This is a genomic window from Ruminococcus sp. FC2018, assembly GCF_000621805.1.
GTDB lineage: Bacteria > Bacillota > Clostridia > Oscillospirales > Ruminococcaceae > Hominimerdicola.
The window spans coordinates 1-18,119 of the sequence record NZ_JHXH01000024.1 but is presented as its reverse complement, the minus strand read 5'-3'; the positions used below and the strand labels follow the sequence as shown (position 1 = coordinate 18,119).

Annotated in this window: 17 protein-coding genes; 9 read left to right on the top strand and 8 right to left on the bottom strand. The window is 47.5% G+C overall.

Features of this window, described 5'->3' with window-relative positions; genetic code table 11:
- A partial coding sequence (locus T494_RS0111295; protein ID WP_028506390.1) for an IS3 family transposase occupies positions 1-195 on the top strand: 195 nt, incomplete at its 5' end.
- Between the two features lie 112 nt (positions 196-307).
- Here the strand turns inward: T494_RS0111295 and T494_RS0111290 are convergent.
- Complete coding sequence (locus T494_RS0111290; RefSeq protein ID WP_028506389.1) at positions 308-1,591, bottom strand: aminotransferase class I/II-fold pyridoxal phosphate-dependent enzyme; 1,284 nt, start codon at positions 1,589-1,591, stop codon at positions 308-310.
- A 251-nt stretch (positions 1,592-1,842) separates the two neighbouring features.
- Positions 1,843-2,772 carry an NAD(P)-dependent oxidoreductase gene (locus T494_RS0111285; protein ID WP_028506388.1) on the bottom strand — a complete coding sequence of 310 codons (930 nt, stop codon included), beginning with the start codon at positions 2,770-2,772 and terminating at the stop codon, positions 1,843-1,845.
- 272 nt (positions 2,773-3,044) lie between these two features.
- On the opposite strand from T494_RS0111285, the gene T494_RS0111280 reads away from it, so the two are divergent.
- The 6 genes from T494_RS0111280 (at position 3,045) to T494_RS13075 (ending at position 8,357) form a co-directional block, all read left to right on the top strand.
- On the top strand, positions 3,045-3,998 hold the full coding sequence (locus T494_RS0111280) for a TIGR01212 family radical SAM protein (protein WP_028506387.1): 954 nt from the start codon (positions 3,045-3,047) through the stop codon (positions 3,996-3,998).
- Between the two features lie 311 nt (positions 3,999-4,309).
- Positions 4,310-4,924, top strand: a complete 615-nt coding sequence (locus T494_RS0111275; RefSeq protein ID WP_242836443.1) for a TIGR04100 family radical SAM protein — start codon at positions 4,310-4,312, stop codon at positions 4,922-4,924.
- 23 nt (positions 4,925-4,947) lie between these two features.
- A complete protein-coding gene (locus T494_RS0111270) occupies positions 4,948-5,355 on the top strand; it encodes a DUF3795 domain-containing protein (protein ID WP_028506385.1) in 408 nt (135 codons plus the stop codon).
- Between the two features lie 13 nt (positions 5,356-5,368).
- Positions 5,369-5,959: a hypothetical protein gene (locus T494_RS0111265; protein ID WP_155984111.1), complete on the top strand. Its 591-nt coding sequence runs from the start codon at positions 5,369-5,371 to the stop codon at positions 5,957-5,959.
- A 506-nt stretch (positions 5,960-6,465) separates the two neighbouring features.
- Positions 6,466-7,539, top strand: a complete 1,074-nt coding sequence (hisC, locus tag T494_RS0111260; protein WP_028506383.1) for a histidinol-phosphate transaminase — start codon at positions 6,466-6,468, stop codon at positions 7,537-7,539.
- 14 nt (positions 7,540-7,553) lie between these two features.
- Positions 7,554-8,357 carry a L,D-transpeptidase family protein gene (locus tag T494_RS13075; protein WP_051540395.1) on the top strand — a complete coding sequence of 268 codons (804 nt, stop codon included), beginning with the start codon at positions 7,554-7,556 and terminating at the stop codon, positions 8,355-8,357.
- 36 nt (positions 8,358-8,393) lie between these two features.
- Here the strand turns inward: T494_RS13075 and T494_RS0111250 are convergent, their stop codons facing one another.
- From T494_RS0111250 to T494_RS0111240, 3 genes are all read right to left on the bottom strand, one after another.
- The gene (locus T494_RS0111250) at positions 8,394-8,699 is read right to left on the bottom strand and encodes an MGMT family protein (protein WP_028506382.1); all 306 of its coding nucleotides are present in this window, start codon (positions 8,697-8,699) and stop codon (positions 8,394-8,396) included.
- 292 nt (positions 8,700-8,991) lie between these two features.
- The gene (locus T494_RS0111245) at positions 8,992-10,413 is read right to left on the bottom strand and encodes a HAMP domain-containing sensor histidine kinase (RefSeq protein WP_028506381.1); all 1,422 of its coding nucleotides are present in this window, start codon (positions 10,411-10,413) and stop codon (positions 8,992-8,994) included.
- Positions 10,414-10,428: 15 nt separating this feature from the next.
- Entirely contained in the window at positions 10,429-11,130 is a 702-nt protein-coding gene (locus T494_RS0111240; RefSeq protein ID WP_028506380.1) for a response regulator transcription factor, read from the bottom strand.
- 520 nt (positions 11,131-11,650) lie between these two features.
- Between T494_RS0111240 and T494_RS0111235 the strand changes: the two genes are divergently transcribed.
- Together T494_RS0111235 and groL are read left to right on the top strand one after the other, a co-directional pair.
- A complete protein-coding gene (locus T494_RS0111235; protein WP_028506379.1) occupies positions 11,651-11,923 on the top strand; it encodes a co-chaperone GroES in 273 nt (90 codons plus the stop codon).
- Between the two features lie 19 nt (positions 11,924-11,942).
- The gene (gene groL / locus T494_RS0111230; RefSeq protein WP_028506378.1) at positions 11,943-13,586 is read left to right on the top strand and encodes a chaperonin GroEL; all 1,644 of its coding nucleotides are present in this window, start codon (positions 11,943-11,945) and stop codon (positions 13,584-13,586) included.
- Between the two features lie 360 nt (positions 13,587-13,946).
- Here the strand turns inward: groL and T494_RS13070 are convergent, their stop codons facing one another.
- The 3 genes from T494_RS13070 to T494_RS0111215 all read right to left on the bottom strand — a co-directional run bounded on the left by T494_RS13070 (position 13,947) and on the right by T494_RS0111215 (position 17,923).
- Entirely contained in the window at positions 13,947-15,599 is a 1,653-nt protein-coding gene (locus T494_RS13070) for a recombinase family protein (RefSeq protein ID WP_081777297.1), read from the bottom strand.
- A gap of 98 nt (positions 15,600-15,697) precedes the next feature.
- The gene (locus T494_RS13955) at positions 15,698-15,853 is read right to left on the bottom strand and encodes a hypothetical protein (RefSeq protein WP_155984110.1); all 156 of its coding nucleotides are present in this window, start codon (positions 15,851-15,853) and stop codon (positions 15,698-15,700) included.
- A 771-nt stretch (positions 15,854-16,624) separates the two neighbouring features.
- The gene (locus T494_RS0111215; protein ID WP_028506377.1) at positions 16,625-17,923 is read right to left on the bottom strand and encodes an AAA family ATPase; all 1,299 of its coding nucleotides are present in this window, start codon (positions 17,921-17,923) and stop codon (positions 16,625-16,627) included.
- Positions 17,924-18,119: the final 196 nt, after the last annotated feature.

The window sequence follows — 18,119 nt, the reverse complement described above, 5'->3', positions numbered from 1 at the left end:
AACTGTCTTGATAATGCCTGTGCAGAAAACTTCTTCGGATTACTCAAGACAGAATTGCTGTATTTACAAGAATTCACATCAATAGAACACTTCATATCCGAGCTTCACGCTTACATAGAGTGGTACAATACAAAACGCATAAAGCTTAAACTTAACGGTATGTCACCTATTGAATACAAATTCGCTGCCGCATAACAAAAGCGACCAAGATCTCTCTTAGTCGCTTTGCATATTTTTTCTTTAAAAAGTTTGTCTAACTTTTTGGGGTCAGTTCATGTGTGCCGAGCGGTCTGTCTTTTTGCGTTTACTATATTTTATTGAGGAGTTTTTCTGCGCTTGCAAGCTTAACTGCGGTGGTGAAGACCTCCACAGCCAGCTTCAGCTCTTCCACCGGCGGGTAGGAAGGAGCGATACGGATATTTTTGTCCTTGGGGTCCTTCTTGTAAGGGAATGTGGCACCTGCGCCGGTAAGCACAACCCCTGTTTGTTTGCAAAGCTCAACGATACGCTTTGCACAGCCGTCAAGGGCATCAAAGCTAATGAAATATCCGCCGTTTGGCTTTGTCCAGCTTCCTATCCCAAGGGGTGCGATCTCTTTTTCAAGTCCGCCCAGAACTGCGGCAAACTTAGGAGCAAGCATAGCCCGGTGCTTTTTCATATGCTCTTTTATGCCCTCAAAGCTTCCGAAGAATTTAACGTGGCGGAGCTGGTTTATCTTATCCGGACCGATAGTCTGAACGGTCATATGTGACCTGATATAATCGGCGTTTTCCTTGCTTGAAGCCATCATTGCCACACCTGCGCCTGCAAAGGTGACCTTTGAGGTGGAGGCAAACTCGATAGCTCTGTCCGGGTTGCCCGCTTTTTTACACTCTTCAAGCAGGTCGAGAAGCTTGTCGGGCGTATCGGTCAGGTGGTGGATACAGTAAGCGTTATCCCAGAAGATGCGGAAGTCGTCTGCCTTTGTTTTCATGCTTGCAAAGCGTTTGACCACTTCGTCGGAGAATGTGATGCCCGTAGGGTTGCCGTACATAGGTACGCACCACACGCCTTTAATGCTCTCGTCCTCAGCCACAAGCTTTTCGATCATATCCATATCAGGACCGTCGTCCTTCATGGGTACATTTATCATTTCAAATCCGAAAGTCTGGGTAACAAGGAAATGTCTGTCGTAACCCGGACAGGGGCACAGCCATTTCAGTTTGCCCTGATCCTTCCAGGGCGTTGAGTCTTTGCTTACGCCGAAAAGCATAAACTTTGCGATAGTATCATACATCATGTTAAGGCTTGAGGAGCCGCCAAGAATAAGCTGATCCCGCTCAACATTCAGCATTGGAGCAAACAGGTCCTTTGCCTGGGGCAGACCGTCAACACCGCCATAGTTACGGCAGTCTGTTCCGTCGTCAGCGATACAGTCCGCCGAGGTCACCACGGTGGTGAGCAGTCCCTGGGTAAGGTCAAGCTGCTCTGCCGACGGCTTTCCTCTTGCCATATTCAGCGAAAGTCCCATTGCCTTGTATTCATCAAGCTTAGCCTGAGCCTCATTTTTAAAGGCTTCAAGTTCAGCCTTTGACATTTGTGATAAGTTCATCCCAAACAGCCTCCAAATAATATTATCTTCCGATAATACATTGTACTCCACTTTTTAATATTTTGCAAGTCAAAACTGATGTTCTTGCAAAATTTCCGCATTTTACACGAAGCAGCGCACTTTTAAAAAATGATTATGGGCAATTTGGATAATTTTCATTCAAAAACCAGTCGTTTTGCCCGTGGCACGATCATAAAAAGGACACAAAAAAAGGACTCCCGGGTTTATCGGAAGTCCCTGTGTGTAACTTTTTACTTGGTGTTAGCCAGCGTCCAGCGGAAGGTGGATATCCTTCGAGCCTTGGTATTGTCTATGTTCCAGTTGCTGAAAGAAGCAGACGGATCAAAATACCTGTAATCTGTCTTCATCTTTCCCTTGTTGATCGTAAGGTTTATACTTGGGTTCTTCTGGATGACCGCACCGATACGATATCTCTTCTTTTCGTACTCGATTATCTCCGCAGCGGTGATCACCTTTGTGTCCGCAACGTTATATATACCCTCGTATCTTCCCGAAGGCACGTTTATGATACCGTTGATAAAGTCGATAAGATTGTAGATGCAGCAGAATGAGAAGCCGTATTCGCCCTCTTTGTAGATATATGCCACGCCTTCCTTCTGGTCAAAAACTCTGTCGTGAAGGTTCTGGGTGTATTCTGCATCATAAATAGGTGCAACTCTTGCAATAACAGGTACGGTGTTTGACTTCTTTGTTGCCTTCAAAAGAGCCTTTTCGCTTGCCAGCTTCAGATCACAGTAGTTTGTGCTGCCCTTTTCGGGGAAGGTCTCTCTGATAGGTTCACGACCCTTCTGGATGCCGTATACCTGTGTGGTGCTCAAAAGAACTATGCTTGTGCAGCCTGCCTTTTCAGCAAGATCATAGATGAACTTATCGCACATCTTGCTTCTCTTGATCTCCGTATCTGTAATGTAGGAGTCAAGGTCATTGTCAACAGAACAAGCCAGGTGAACAAGAACATCAACGTGCTCATTGGCAAGGATCCTTGAAATGGTGTCCTTGTTTGTAACGTCCGACTGAATAAAAGTATAGTTATCGTCGGAGCCTACAAGCTCGTTTGTCTTGTTGTCCACACCGTATACTTTATGTTTTTTTCCAAGCAGACTTGATACAAGGTAAGTACCTATCATTCCGCTCGCTCCGGTTACGAGTATTGTTGACATAGTGTCACTCCTTTCTGAAGTGCAGAGTTCTTATGATATTATATCACATTTCTCCGATTTTGCAAAGTTTTTTTGTAATTTTTCCAAAAATTTAGGATTTGTAAATAAATTAGCTTGCGCAGTTTTGTGAATTATGTTAAAATTGATTAAGCAAACCGACGGTCTTACGCCTGTAAAAGAGAAAATAAGGGTGGCGGACATTGTTTGTTAAACAACTAATTACATATTATTAAAACGAAAAGGGCAGGATAACTCCCCCAAAGGAGCATAAAATGAACACTATCGCAGACAATCCTTTTGAATATTCCGCTGATAACAAACGTTATCACACATACAATCACTATCTGAAAAAACGCTTCGGGCAGAAGGTTATGAAGATCTCTCTGAATGTGGATCTGGGCTGTCCCAACCGTGACGGGACAAAGGGCACAGGGGGGTGTAAATTCTGCTCGGCGTATCTCAGCGGCGAGTTTGCAGGGGACCCCTGCGACGATATCCGCACCCAGTTTGAAAGCGTCAGGGCAAAGATGAACGAAAAGTGGTCCCGGGGGCTTTATATCCCTTATTTTCAGGCAGGATCAAACACCTATGCTCCGGTGGAAAGGCTAAAGGTGATGTACGAAACGGCGCTGGGGCTTGAAAACTGCGTGGGGCTGAGCATTGCCACCAGGGCAGACTGTATAGACGAGGAAAAGGCGGAGCTGCTGGGGGATATTGCAAAGAAAACCTACCTCACCGTAGAGCTTGGCTTGCAGACCGTCCATGACGAAACTGCGCTGGCGATGAACCGCTGTCACACCTTTTCGGATTTTCTTGCAGGCTATGAGCTTCTGCGCAGGCATGGGGTAAACGTGTGCGTGCATATTATCGACGGACTGCCGCAGGAAACCCACGATATGATGCTTGAAACGGCACGGCAGCTTGCACAGCTTGACCTTCACAGCGTAAAGATACATCTTCTTCACGTGCTGAAAAACACGCCCCTGGCACAGATGTATGAGCAAGGGGAGTTTCGCACCCTTGAAATGCAGGAATATGTGGGTATCGTCTGCGACCAGCTGGAGCTGCTGCCAAAGGAATTTGTGATACAGCGTGTTACCGGGGACGGGGCAAGGGATGAGCTTATCGCACCGCTGTGGAGCTTAAAAAAGTTCTGCGTGATGAACGAGATAGACAAGGAGCTTGGCAGGCGGAATTCTTACCAGGGGATAAAGTTCGCAAAGTGAATTGACAGCGCAAATGCAAGGTGATATAATTATAGCTGAACGTGAGCGGCTTGCTCTTTCACACTTGTCAGAAGGGTATATTGTTTTGTGGATTTTTATTATCCCTTTTGTCAGTGCGAGATCGAGAGTGACTTTTTGAATAAGAGTTATTCCTTGATCCCTCTTTTGAAATCTTATCTCTTTTTCGGCGTTTGGGTTGTAAACCCAAATGGCGAAAAAGCAATGAAAGTTTTAGGAGGGGGAGTTTGAGGGGGTAACCCTTTTTCAAAAGGGTTACCCCTCAATTACATTGTCGAAAGGATGCGTTGAAAATGACTAAAGCGATGAATATTTCCTACGAGATAGGCAATAAGCTATACCTCAACATAACTAACAAATGCCCGTGCAACTGCACGTTCTGCATACGCAACAACGGCGACGGGGCTTACGGCTCTGATCCCTTGTGGCTGGAGCACCAGCCGAGTGCGGCGGAGGTCGCTGCCGACCTTAAAAAGCGTGATCTTGACAGCTATGAGGAGATAATCTTCTGCGGCTACGGCGAGCCGACAAACGAATTTGAGATACTCAAAGAAACGGCAAGGTACATCAAAAGCGTTACCCAAACGCCCCTGCGCCTTAACACCAACGGTCTTGGCAGCCTTATAAACAAGCGTGATATCGCTCCCGAGCTGGAGGGACTGATAGACACGGTATCGGTCAGCCTTAACGCCTCGGATGCGCAGGCTTATGACGCAGTCACCCGCCCGTCTTTCAAGGGTGTGAACTGCTTTGAGGAGATGCTCAGATTTGCAAAAGAGGCATCAAAGTATGTGCCAAACACAATGCTGACAGTTGTTGACGTTATCGGCGAGGAGGAGATAGCTAAGTCACAGGCTGTCGCCGACAAGGTGGGCATCAAGCTGAGAGTGCGCAGGTACGAGAGCTGAGCAATACTTTTTGGGGGAGAATAATGAAAAGAGAACTTGGTATCGCAAGGTGCGGTCTTGCGTGCTGCCTTTGCAGCGAGAACATCAAATGCAAGGGCTGCGGTGAAGACGGCTTTATGGAGCTTGACTGGTGCAAGGACGCGCAGTGGTGCGAAAACAGAAAATGCTGCATCGCCAAGGACATAACATCTTGCTTTGAGTGCGGCGAAAAAGACTGCAAAAAGGGGCTTTTCAAGGACAAGATAAAGGCGGTGGGCTTTACCGAGTTTGCACGCAGATACGGCAAAGAGGCTCTGCTTGACTGCCTTGAGAGAAACGAAAAAGCAGGTGTCGTCTATCATCGTGAGGGAATTATGGGCGATTACGACGACTTTGACGACCCGGAAGAGCTGATAAGCTTTATTCAAAGCGGCAAAAGACCAAAGGCTTGACAAGAGTGCGCAAATGTGCTATACTGTTTGCCGTGATAGCGTGTTAGCACTTTACTATGATAAAACGAACAAGGAGAATACGGTTATGGGGCTGTTCGGCAAAAAGAAAAAAGAACCCGAAAAGGCGCAGCAGGAAAAGCTTATGCTTAACTCTCCGCTGGGCACTTTTACCTATATCAACAACCCGAATGTAAACGAATTCGGTTACGAGGGTTACATTGACTGGTACGACGGCGGCATTGAAAGCGAGATCACAACGGCGTATATCGACACGGACTCCCCGGACATCACCCGGGCAGAGCTTTGCTATGCACGGCTGGAAGAGCTTTTTGCGGACAAGGACCGTGTTGAAAATGAAATCACCGAGCGTATTGCCGACCATTTTCTCCGTTCCCCCGATATGATAGCAAGCGGGTATAACAAGCAAATGATAATGGACGATATGCAGCTTATCTGGCTGGGCGTTTTCCGAAACGGTGATGTTCAGTTTTCGTTTGATGACGTCGGGATCTATGCGAGCGATATCTCTGTGACGATACACGCCGACGGCAGCAGAGAGATAGAGTATATTTATGAATATGAAAAACACATTGATAAAATGTAATAAATCAGAATTTGCCGCAGCACCCTTGCGGAGTAATCGGGGAAAACCCTTTTGAAAGAAGGTTGGAGAATGGCATCGCCATTCTCCCGAGTAACCGTGGTAACGGTTACTCCATCTCCCCCAAACCCCACCCCTAAAACTTTTATTGCTTTTTCTGCACAAGATGTCTGCGACATCTTGCACTGAAAAAGTAGTGAGGGTTCAGGAGGAGAGATTAAGGGAAACTCTTTCAATAGGTCAACCCAACTATTTACCAAACGTATGATGATAACTCGGATTTACCACATTATCCTTGCGTAGTAGTTGGGGATTTCTCTTAAGGGGGTTCTCATATCTCCTTAGGACTTATAGTTATTTTTTCCTGCCCCGTCGCAGACGGGGTGGGGAAAAATCATTAATAGGTTTCTGAGGGGGTCTGGGGGAACTCTTCTCTTAAAAGAGTTCCCCCGGCTGCCACGCAGGGATGATGCGGTAAATTCTGATTTATGAGAGGATGAGGTATAAGGATGAGCGAACAGCTTTGGAGAAAGAATTTAATAAACATAACACCCTATGTGGCAGGCGAACAGCCTAAGAGCGATAAGATAATCAAGCTCAACGCAAACGAGAACGCATATCCGCCGTCGCCGAGGGTAAGGGAGATACTTGAGGGATACAGGTGTGAAGATATGCGGCGTTACCCCAGTGCAGATGCGGGACCGCTGAGGGAAGCGCTTGCGAAAAGGGCGGGGTTAAGCATTGACAACGTGTTTGTATCAAACGGCTCGGACGACGTGCTGGCTACGGCATTCAGGGCGTTTTTCAACAGCGATAAGCCCATAGTTTACCCTGATATAACTTATTCGTTCTACCCTGTGTGGTGCGACCTTCTGAAGATACCCGGCAGGACAGTACCTGTGGGGGAGGACTTCCACATAGACGCACAGAGCCTTTACGGAGAGGGCAACGGGGGTGTTGTATTTGCAAACCCCAATGCGCCGACTTCGCTTGCTGAAAATCGGGAGTTCGTGCGTAACGTGCTGGAGCACAACAGGGACTGTATCGTGATAGTTGACCAGACCTATGTGGACTTTGCGGATAAGGGCATCGACTGCCTTGACCTTATAAAGGAGTACGACAACCTGGTCGTGACGCACACATTTTCCAAATCCCGTTCAATGGCAGGCATGAGATTGGGTGTCGCCTATGCAAGCAGTGAGCTTATCGGGTACATGATGGCAGTAAAGGATTCCTATAACAGCTATCCCGTGAACAGATTGTCCATTGAAACAGGCGTGGCAAGTGTGCAGGACGAGGAGTATTTCCAAAGCACGCTTAAAAAGATAATCAGCACCCGGGAAAAGGTCAGCGGACAGCTTAGAGAGCTTGGCTTTGAGGTTCTCGACAGTCAGACCAATTTTCTTTTTGTTACTCACCCCAAGTACAGCGCAAAGGATATTTTTGAGTACCTGCGTGACAATGGCATCTATATCAGGTATTTCAATAAGCCCCGTATCGACGACCGTTTGCGCATAACTATCGGCACAGATGATGAAATGGCACAGATGATCTCACAAATAAAAGCCTTTATGGGCAAATAACAAAGGAGGAAACTATGAAAAAATTTGCAGGCATTTTGACAGCAGCGGTATTGTGCGTAAGCATGCTTACGGCGTGCGGCGACTCAAGCTCAAAGGCAGACAGCAGCTCAGGTACCGAGAGCAAGAAAGACTCAAACTATCTGTACATCACCGACCAGAAAGTAGTTGATTCGCCTGAGTGGCTGACAAAGCTCGATGCGGTCAAGGACGCAGAGCAGATAATCGTTGTTGCGGGCGTCGGTGATACAACGGCTTATGTCAGCATGCACGAAAAGAACAAGGACGGCAAGTGGCAGATGCTGCTTCAGACACCGGGATATATCGGTCTTGAGGGCATGGGCAACGCAGACTGCGACCACGCAAGAACTCCGACAGGAACTTTCACTATCGACAAGGCATTCGGCATCGCAGATGACCCGGGCTGCCAGATGGAATACACAAAGGTCACCGAGGACCATTACTGGTCGGGCGACAACCGTGAGGGTATGCACTTCAACGAATTCGTCAATATCAAGGACGTTCCCGGTCTTGACCCCGACGAGTGCGAGCATATCGTTGACTATAAGTATCAGTACAAGTATTGCTTGAATATGGGCTACAACAAGGAGTGTATCCCGCAGAAAGGCTCCTGCTTCTTCTTCCACTGCACAGGTCTGATCAAGCCTTATACAGGCGGCTGCGTTGCAGTAAACGAGTCGATGATGAAGCTGATAATGCAAAAGGTCAAGGACGGCTGCAAGATAACTATCGACAAAGCCGACAAGCTCGGCATCGACCTGAACGAAAACGCAAAGTACAGCGACGAAAAGGGAGTTTGATCCCGAAAAAAAGAGACCAAAGCGGTCTCTTTTTTGTTACCATCGATATTTTGAAAGGTCAACTCTGCCGTCGTCAGTAACCTCTACCCCCTCGGCTCGCAGAAGCTGTATCTGCATATTTTCGCCCCCGAAGGCAAAGGCTTTGGACACCTGACCGTTTCGGTTTACCACACGAAAACATGGGATATGCTCCGGGTCCGGATTGGCGTGCAGAGCGTAGCCGACTACCCTTGCCCAGCGTGGATTTCCCGCCATTGCGGCGACCTGTCCGTAGGTCGCTACCTTGCCTTTGGGTATTCTTTTCACGACCTCGTATATGCGTTCAAAAACCTGACCTGACATGATTATCTCCTTGTTTTTTGTTATTTTACCCTTTGCCTTGCCAAATATACCACCAATAAATAATGTACTTATTGCGGGTGCTTTCTTGGAAAAGAATTCTCTTAGGCTCTCTTGGGTATCTCTTACTCATTTTCAGCGGTCGGGAGAAAGACTCCCGACCGCTGAAAATCAATAAAAGGTTTCTGAGGGGAGTTTGTAGGGGCAGAGTAACCGTGTCACGGTTACTCCAGGGAGAACGGCAAAGCCGTTCTCTAAACTCATTCTCCAAAAGAGTTCCCCTCAATAAAAACAGTTATTCATCTGTCGGCTTGTTCGGCAGGGTGAATATAAACTCTGTATATTCGCCTTTGACGCTGCGGACCATTATTTTACCGCCGTGGAGCCTGATGATAGAGCGCACGATATTAAGTCCAAGTCCCACACCTGTTTTGTCAAGACCTCTTGACTTATCGGTCTTATAAAATCTGTCGAACACCAGCGGCAGCTCGTCCTCGGACAGACCCTCGCCGCTGTTTTTGATAGAGATAACAGTCATATCTCCCGAAGGAGTGAACGTAAAGCGTATATATCCGCCATCGTCAACGAACTTTATTGCGTTCTCGATAAGGTTATACATGACCTGATGAACAAGGTCGTTGTCGGCGTAAAGGTTCACCCTGTCCACGTCAAGACCCTGTATGTCTATCCGCTTTTTTTCAAGCCTTGGCTCAAAGGTCACAAGGGTATCCACGATAGGCTCCAGCACCGAGAATGTGGTCAGATTGGGTTTGAGCTCTCCCGCCTCTATCTTGGCAAGGTTGAGCATGGAGCGCACAAGGCGGGCAAGGCGGTGGACCTCCGAGGAAATTATCTTCAGATAATGCCTTTCTTCCGACTTGGGGATAGTGCCGTCAAGCAGACCGTCCACAAAACCGCTCATGGATGTCATAGGTGTGCGAAGCTCGTGGGAAACGTTGGCAAGGAAGCTGTTTCGCATGGTGTCGTAGTTTTTAAGGCTGGCAGCCATTTCGTTGAAGGCGTTTGCCAGCTGGGCATATTCTTCCACGTCGTATTCGGGAACAGTTACGGAGAAATCGCCGTTTCCTATTTTTTTGGAGACCTCGGAGATCTCTTTGATAGGGTCGGTGAACTTCAGGGTAACTATATAGATCAGAAAGATCGCAACGGCAAGCACACCCAGCATGGATATAATGAACACCTCGGTGATGTTCCACATATAGTCTTCCTGCTGAGTTTTTGAGGAATATGAAAGCATATAATACACAGGACCGTTGCCTTTGAAGCTCATACCTGTGATGTGAAAATCCTGTCCGAATGCACCCGAACAGCTGCCGTAAGCGTAGCTGCACTCCTCGCCGAAGGGTTCAAGCCCTTCGTGGGCAATGGTGGTAGGGTTTGAAACAGGGTCGGAGGAGGTGTTGTAGATAACATCCCCCGAGGCAGAGCACATGATGTAGTCCGCATTGCTGCTTATGGAGTATTCATGCATCTTTGTGGTGACCGCACCCTTCCAGTGTGCAGGATCCTCGGTGAGTCTTTGCTGTGTAAATTCCACCAGAGCCTCGGTGTTTTTCACCATAAGGTTTTTCTTTTCGTCAATAAAATACCTTGAAGAAACAAGCAGTAATACTGCTCCTAAGCATATAAAGCTTATGAGTATTACTGCTGTGCATAATGCAAAGTATTTAAAGACAATACTTTTTCTCTTGTTCATATTATTACGATGATATTACTCGTGGTTCTCCGCTACCTCAAATTTGTATCCTACGCCCCATACGGTCTTGAGCGCCCACTGGTCTGAAACGCCCTCTAGCTTTTCACGAAGCCTTTTAACGTGAACGTCGATAGTTCTGGAGTCGCCGTAATACTCAAAGCCCCATACCTCGTCAAGAAGCTGGTCTCTGGTGTAAACTCTGTTAGGATTGGAAGCCAGGTGGAACAGCAGCTCAAGCTCCTTCGGCGGAGTATCCAGCACCTGTCCGTTTACCCTCAGCTCATATCTGGTCATGTTCACAGACAGCTTGTCATACTTGACTTCCTTTATCTCAGCCTCCGCAGAGGACTGACCTACACGTCTGTAAACCGCCTTGATGCGGGCAATTACCTCCTTGGTGTCAAACGGCTTTACAATGTAGTCGTCTGCGCCCAGCTCAAGTCCCAGCACCTTGTCAAAGGTCTCCACCTTTGCGGTTATCATTATAATAGGTACATTTGATTTCTTTCTTATCTCACGGCACACCTGCCAGCCGTCAAGTCCGGGCAGCATAATGTCCAGAAGGATTATATCAGGCTTGAGTGCGTTGAATTTTACAACCGCCTCCTCACCGTCATGTGCAAGGATAACTCCGTAACCTTCCTTTTCAAGATAAAGCCTTAAAAGCTCGCAAATATTCTTGTCGTCATCAACGACCAGAACTCTTCCCAATGACATACTTACCCATCCTTTCTGTTATTATCTTTTGTTTTAACTTCCCTTTTCACGCTTTTTCCCATTCAATACATTCCAAAATTTGAACAAATAAAAGTAAATATTTATATTGATAGTGATATTATAACAAATTTACAATTACGGTGTATGAACATACTATGAACAAATATTTAACTTTAGTAACAAGCCGCTAACAAAGAGTTAAAATATATACACAGTGATAACAAATTACAATAAAACGGCTTTGGCACATGATAAACAAAAACGCCCGATAGCCTTTATATCAGGGGGTTTGACAACCCCTGCTGAAAAGGGGGTGGGATAATTTTTCTTTGGTTATGTTTTGGTTTTTGTGCAAAGTGACAAAATTTCAGCATTTACCTTTAAATGACTTGAAATTTAGAAAAAATATGCTACAATATATTTAGCACTCAAAGAGCAAGAGTGCTAAACTCTTTTTGCCGTGACAAAAAAGCGGCACAAATCAAGTTTCAGATATACTTTAATATAAGGAGGAACAATTATGACTATCAAACCGTTACAGGACAGAGTAGTTATCAAAATGGTGGAAGCAGAGGAGACCACCAAGAGCGGGATCATCCTTGCAGGATCGGCTAAGGAAAAGCCGCAGATCGCTGAGGTCATCGCAGTAGGCGAGGGCAAAAAGGATGTTACCATGACCGTTAAGGTGGGCGACAAGGTGCTTATGAGCAAGTACAGCGGCACAGACGTTAAGATCGACGGACAGGAATACACCATTCTTAAAATGGATGACATACTTGCAGTTGTAGAATAATTTTTTGGAGGGATAGATTATGGCTAAACAGATCATTTACGGCGAGCAGGCAAGAAAGGCTCTTCAGAGCGGTATCGACCAGCTTGCCGACACAGTTAAGATAACCCTTGGACCTAAGGGAAGAAACGTTGTCCTTGACAAGAAGTTCGGCGCACCGCTTATCACAAACGACGGTGTTACCATTGCCAAGGAGATCGAGCTGGAAGACGCTTTTGAGAATATGGGCGCACAGCTTGTAAAGGAAGTTGCAACAAAGACTAACGACGCAGCAGGCGACGGTACGACCACCGCTACACTGCTTGCACAGGCTCTTGTAAGAGAGGGTATGAAGAATATTGCCGCAGGCGCAAACCCAATGGTGCTGAGAAAGGGTATGGCAAAGGCTGTTGACGCAGCAGTTGAGAGCATCGTTGCCAACTCCAAGAAGGTGGAAGGATCTGAGGACATCGCAAGAGTCGGCACAGTTTCCTCTGCTGACGAGACAGTGGGCAAGCTGATCGCAGAGGCTATGGAAAAGGTTTCCGCAGACGGCGTTATCACCATTGAGGAGTCAAAGACTGCCGAGACATACAGCGAGGTAGTCGAGGGAATGCAGTTTGACAGAGGATACCTGTCACCTTACATGGTAACGGATACAGATAAAATGGAAGCAGTGCTGGACGATCCTTATATCCTTATCACAGACAAGAAGATCGCAAGCATCCAGGAGATCCTGCCGCTGCTGGAGCAGATCGTAAAGGGCGGCTCTAAGCTGCTTATCATCGCCGAGGACGTTGAGGGCGAGGCTCTTTCCACACTTATCGTAAATAAGCTGAGAGGAACCTTCACCTGTGTTGCTGTCAAGGCTCCGGGCTTTGGCGACAGAAGAAAAGAGATGCTCCAGGATATCGCTGTTCTCACAGGGGGCGAGGTTATTTCCGCAGACCTGGGACTTGAGCTTTCCGAGACCACAATGGATCAGCTGGGAAGAGCAAGACAGATAGTTGTTCAGAAGGAAAACACCATTATCGTTGACGGCGCAGGCGACAAGGAAGCTATCAAGGACAGAGTAAATCAGATCAAAAACCAGATCGGCACCACCACTTCCGACTTTGACAAGGAAAAGCTCCAGGAAAGACTGGCTAAGCTTTCCGGCGGCGTTGCAGTCATCAAGGTAGGCGCAGCTACCGAGATAGAGATGAAGGAAAAGAAAATGCGTATCGAGGACGCTCTTGCAGCTACAAAGGCAGCTGTTGAAGAGGGTATCGTAGCAGGCGGCGGAACAGCCCTTATCAACGCTATGCCTAAGGTAAAGGAGCTTGTTGACCAGCTGGAAGGTGACGAAAAGACAGGCGCACAGATCGTGCTCAAGGCACTTGAGGAGCCTGTAAGACAGATCGCTGTGAACGCAGGTCTTGAGGGCAGCGTTATTATCGACAATATCGTTCGCTCAAGAAAGATAGGCTACGGCTTTAACGCATACACCCAGGAGTACGTTGATATGATACCTGAGGGTATCGTAGATCCTACAAAGGTTACACGTTCGGCACTTCAGAACGCTGCTTCGGTAGCTTCAATGGTACTCACCACAGAGAGCCTTGTTGCTGACAAGAAGGATCCCCAGGCTGATGCCGCACTTGCAGCTGCCGCAGCAGGCGCAGGCGGAATGGGCGGTATGTACTGATAGACCGCAGCTTGTGAATAATTAAAATATGCCGCATTCTCGTGAGTTGAGAGTGCGGCATTTTAGTTATGAAGATGTAGAGGTAAGAAGTAAAAGGTGCATCTTCGGCGCACTAAAAAGCTCCCATTTTTTTGAGGGACAGGGAGCAGAAGCAGATTTTGATGAACTGCTGAGGAGAGTCTTCTAAAGAGAGTTTTTCTTATGCTCCTTTTAGACTTTCAGTCAAAATAGCGGATATGGGTCTTGTGCCCATATCCGCTATTTTCATTAAGAGGTTTAGGAAGGGAGTGTAAGCTATCGTTAGGGTAGCTTTTGGATATGTAAGTTCCCGAAAGGTTTTTGAGCCTTTCGGGTTTTGTTTTAACCGGCGAGAAGCTGCGATCCTTCGCCGTTTCCTTCTCCGTCTATTATCATACCACTTTCGGGAGCAAATGTAAAGCAGATGTCAATCTTGTTGCCAATCGTCCGTGAGAATCTGTTCTCTTTCTCGTGGACTTCGATACGGCTGATAAATGTCCTCAGCAGCTCGGGCGTCAGTTTTGGCATGCTGACATACCTTTTTGCGCTTTTAATGAAGCTCCTGATGCAGCTTTCACGCAGTTTTTGACGATCAAGCTTTTGACTGATGACCTCAAGTTTCGCCTTGATTTCCGCCTGTTCTTTCTCATATTTAGCTGATAACTGATCGTACCTCTCGGGCGAGAGCCTGCCCACGACTCTATCCTCATAAAGCGTTGCTATGATGTTGTCAAGCTGCCCGATCCTCGCTGTCAGCTCGACTTGTTGCTTTTCAACGTCACGCAATAACTTTTTCGATTCTTCCTCGCCCTTTTGCATTGCCGCTTTGTAGAACTCCTCGCTGTGATTTCTTGCATAGCTTGTTACCTGCCGAAGTGCCGTAAGTACGACACTTTCCAGAGCAGATGCACGAATGTAATGTGCCGATCGGCAGTCGGTTGCTCGCTTGCTGTGACCGCTGCAGGAGTAGTTGTCGATCTTTCCTCGGCGCAGGTACATTCTCGCACCGCAGTCTGCGCAGTACAGATACCCTGCAAACTTGTCGATCTCGCCCTGCTTGTCGGGACGCTTCCTGCCCTCAAAATGCTTCTGCACAAGGTCGAAAGTCTTGCGGTCAACTATTGCTTCGTGTGTATCTCTGAATGTGAGTATCCTGTCGGGTGTGTTTTTCAGCCTTTTGCGCAGTTTGTTGGACTTGGTGTAGGTCTTGAAATTGACCGTATCGCCGCAGTAGACCTCGTTGAGCAGCATCTTTCTGACAGTCGCCTGTGCCCAGTGGTAAGGTCTGTCGGGGTTTGGGTTGCCCGAACGGCTGCCTGTCCTTCTGAACTCGTACATACTCGGTGACAGCACTTTCTCTTTTGACAACACATCGCAGATCTTAACAAAGCCGATGCCCGATGCATACATTTCAAAGATGCGCTTGACTGTCGGTGCAGTCTCGGGGTCGGGAACGATATGTTTAGCATCGTTCGGGTCTTTCATATAGCCGTACGGAATGTGCGCACCTATGCGTTCCCCACGTTCGCCTTTCGCACGCTGAACAGCTCGTATCTTCTTGCTCGTGTCACGGGCATACATATCGTTGAACAGATTTCGTATCCCCGACATTTCATTGAAGCCGTTGGCACTGTCAACACCGTCGGTGATCGCTATGAACCGTACATCATATGCCGGGAATATCAGCTCCATAAGCCTGTCGGTTTCCAGGTGGTCACGACCAAGTCTTGATTGGTCTTTTACGATGACCGTTCCTACTAATCCATTTTTGACATCTTCAAGCATTTCGACATAGGCAGGACGGGTGTTGTCCGTTCCGCTGAAACCGTCGTCGATGTATAGCTTTGCGTTCTTGAAGCCATTCTTCTCTGCGTACTCTGTCAGCATCAATCGCTGATTCTCAATCGACAGCGACTCGCCCGAACGCATATCTTCCTGACTCAATCTACAATAGAGAGCCGTTATCAAAGTGTTATTCGTGTTTGATCGTTTCATTTTATCCCTCCGTTTCCGAACAAGTTGTTCTGAATCAAACCGAATAGGACTACACAAAGTATACTCCCATTCGGCTTGTTTTTCCAGATAACTTTCTGTTAACTTTTCCTGCCGCTTATCAGATACAACAGCTTGTCCGTGACGGAGTCGGTCGGTGCGGTCGGGAAGCACAGCCTCACATCAAAGATCTTGCCCTCCACCGTCAGCTTTTTATCTGTAAACAGCATCGTTTCTTTCGCTTTCTTTTCTTGCATATTCTCCTCCTAGTTGTCTCAATCATCATTCTTCTGTCTGAATTAAAATTGTAGTTTGTCATTTTTGATCTTCCTTTCGTAATTGGATTTTTTGTCGTTAAGAATTACAACACATATTTTTAATTCCCTCTGAAACAGCCCGTGACTCCTGCACAACCCCTCGCACCACCGCCGAAAGAGGCTATATTTTTGATTTACGACCCCTGATTTTCAAAAGCCTTGGTTTTACGACTCCTTTTTTGTGAGTGGCTGAAAGTGCGTAGATTGCGGTCGGCTTTGCCGTTCGCTGTGACTGCTTTCGGGGCAACGACCCCGAAGCTTTAACTTGCAAAGCTATGAAAGCTCTGAAATCGAGCAGAGTTGGGCTGCACTCAAAACTGTCGGATTATCAGTTCAGACATATTCTTTTTCTGCCAATGAGACAGGGGGGTCACGGGGTCCACCCCGAGCCGGCAATGCGGGAGGCAAGTTCGCATTTGCGGACTGCCGCCTGCGATGCTGGCATTGACAGAATCCCTGCGGTTTTCGGACTGCCGTTTGATACTGATACTTGGAACAGTTTTAGTCTGCACCCGTGAGCCGCAAAGCGTTCAGACTTGGACTTTTCTCTTTTCTGCTATTTTAGGATTACTATACAGATAGTAAACTCCTGCGGCGAGAGTTCCTTGCTCTCCCATTCGCTCACACTTGCGCCATGTTGCCCTGTGCGGCGTTTTCGGGCAGCTGCTCGGGTAGTTTGTCCACCCAGGGCGAGAGTGGGCACAAATCGGCTCACGGTGTGGGGTCGAATTCGGGGACGACTATCCCTCGTTCTCTGAAAATCTTCTCCCGCAGTTTTGCTGCGCTTTGGTTGAGCAGTTCGTCAAGCGAGTAGCTTTTCACCTCGACTTTCTTTCCGCCAATGATGATGTACTCAGGGTCAGCTCCGCTGCGAAAAGGGACAGCTAACTGCCCGACAGGGTCAGCTGACTTTTCACAAGTGTTGCTGCCTGTCTTGTTCGCAGAGTCAATAGTATCAGCGGTTTGTGAGCTTTCGCTCTGCTCGGCAGTGACAGCAGGGTCAGCATTTTGTGACGGCTCGGGCATAAGAATTTTGCCGTCACTGGTGTCACTGTCACGGTCGTACTTCAGCATAATCAACCGCTGTCCATTGCTGCGCTTGTGAGAAAACTTCACGCCGTAGCTTTGCAGTTCGTAGCCGTGCAAGGTCAGGTCTTTCTTTATCATGTTCGGGAAAAAATCTTTTGAGTATTTCTCCGTCAGCAGACCGCACAGCTCTGTTGCCGAGCCTTTGAACGTGAGTTTTTCAAGCATCAGATCGTGTATCGCAAAAGAAAAAAGGTCGGGCGGCTTGTCCTCGCTCTCGTCGGTGACTGTCCACCTTGCGCCCTGCCGAGTGAGCAGCAGCTCGGTGTCCTCAATGTCCCTGCCTGTGCAGTGAAGCACAGCCTGATTTGCACTGCGTTTTGCCTTGATAAGTACCAGCAGACCGTCAACACAACCGTTCAGACCTGTGCTGCCCGAGACCATATTGTACGGATCTTTGTCGGCAGCCTTGCGAAGATGATGTACAAGCACGATGCAGATCCCAAGCTGCTGTGCGAGAGCTTTCAGCGGCAATAGCTCTGCGTAGTCGCTGCCGTATGTGGATTCTGTTTCACTCCTTACCATTTGCAAAGTGTCGATAACAACAAGATGTAAGTCATCGTGTGCAGACTTGAACTTGGTTATCTGCTCCTCAAGACCGCAGCCGATAGAGTCAGCCATTATCGAAAAGAACAGTTTGTCCGACGGTTCGTCTGTCAGTTCGTACAGCCGCTTTTGGATACGCTCGTAGCCATCTTCGAGGCACAGATAAAGAGCCGTTCCGTTTGCAGTTTCACGCTCTAACAGCTTTTCTCCCTTGGCGACTGCAAGGCAAAGCTGCAATGCCAGCCACGATTTCCCCGTCTTCGGGGAGCCTGCAAGGATGTACAAGCCTTGGGCAAGCAAGCCGTCAACGGCGAACTCTATCGGCTTGTACAGCGTGGTCATTATCTCCTCGCAGGACTTGATGATCAGTTTGTTCATGTGATTTCTCCTTTCTTTTTTTGTTTATTGAGAACGATCGCCCTCTATATACTTACCGATGGCAGAAGACAAAAAGCGACATTTTTCTGTCGTTCATAAAATCTTTACGTTTTACAAAGCAAAAAAAGACCGCACAGACTGCTCTGTGCGGCGGAATATCTACGCTGCTTTCTTTCGTTTCTTCTTGGGTTTCTCC